Source organism: Streptomyces marokkonensis, assembly GCF_039539045.1.
In the GTDB taxonomy this organism is placed as follows: Bacteria; Actinomycetota; Actinomycetes; order Streptomycetales; family Streptomycetaceae; genus Streptomyces; species Streptomyces marokkonensis.
In genome coordinates this window covers 1-1,162 of the sequence record NZ_BAABCQ010000384.1, presented here as the reverse complement: position 1 = coordinate 1,162, position 1,162 = coordinate 1, and the positions used below count along the sequence as shown (strand labels likewise).

Here is a 1,162-nt window from a genome sequence, read left to right as displayed (position 1 = left end):
CCCCAGGCCGTACGCGCCGCGATCGGAGTCACCGGGCAGTTCTCCGCCGTCGACGGCCTGATCACCGGCGAGGAGAACATGCTCCTCATGGCCGACCTCCACCACCTGACCAAACAGGAGGGACGGCGGGCCACCGCCGCCCTGCTGGAGCGCTTCGACCTGACGGAGGCTGCGAAGAAGCCCGCCTCCACCTACTCCGGCGGCATGAAGCGCCGCCTCGACATCGCCATGACCCTCGTCGGCAGCCCACGCATCATCTTCCTCGACGAGCCCACCACCGGCCTCGACCCACGCTCCCGCCACAACATGTGGCAGATCATCCGCGAACTGGTCTCCGACGGGGTGACGGCCTTCCTCACCACCCAGTACCTGGAGGAGGCCGACGAACTCGCCGACCGCATCGCCGTACTCAACGACGGCCGGATCGCCGCCGAAGGCACCACCGAAGAGCTCAAGCGGCTCATCCCCGGCGGCCACGTCCGGCTCCGCTTCACCGACCCCGCCGCCCACCGGTCCGCCGCCACCACGCTGCACGAGGCCACCCGCGACGACGACGCACTGGCCCTCCACATCCCCAGCGACGGCAGCCAGCGCCAACTGCGCACCGTCCTCGACCGGCTGGACTCCGCCGGCATCGAGGCCGACGAACTCACCGTGCACACCCCCGACCTCGACGACGTCTTCTTCGCCCTCACCGACAGCACCGGCACCCCCGCCCAGCCCGAGGAGACCGCCCGATGAGCACCTTCTCCCTCGCCGTACGCGACTCGAACACGATGCTGCGCCGCAACCTCCTGCACGCCCGACGCTACCCGTCCCTCACCCTGAACCTCCTGCTCACGCCGATCATGCTGCTCCTGCTCTTCGTCTACGTCTTCGGCGACGCGATGAGCGCCGGCATCGGTGACGGCGGCGCGGACCGCTCCGCGTACATCGCCTACCTCGTGCCGGGCCTGCTGCTGATGACCATCGGCAGCACCACCATCGGCACCGCCGTATCCGTCTCCAACGACATGACCGAGGGCATCATCGCCCGCTTCCGCACCATGGCCATCCACCGCGGCTCCGTACTCGTCGGGCACGTCGTCGGCAGCGTCCTGCAGTCGGTCGCCAGCGTGGTCCTCGTCGGTGCCGTCGCCGTGGCCATCGGCTTCCGCTCCAC

General features: G+C 69.7%; 2 protein-coding genes. Both read left to right on the top strand.

The annotated features are described in order from the left end of the window. A partial coding sequence (locus ABEA26_RS36010; RefSeq protein ID WP_345598293.1) for an ATP-binding cassette domain-containing protein occupies nucleotides 1–741 on the top strand: 741 nt, incomplete at its 5' end. Then, nucleotides 738–1,162: ABC transporter permease (locus tag ABEA26_RS36005; protein ID WP_345598291.1), on the top strand; the 425-nt coding region annotated here is incomplete at its 3' end. The genes ABEA26_RS36010 and ABEA26_RS36005, both read left to right, overlap by 4 nt.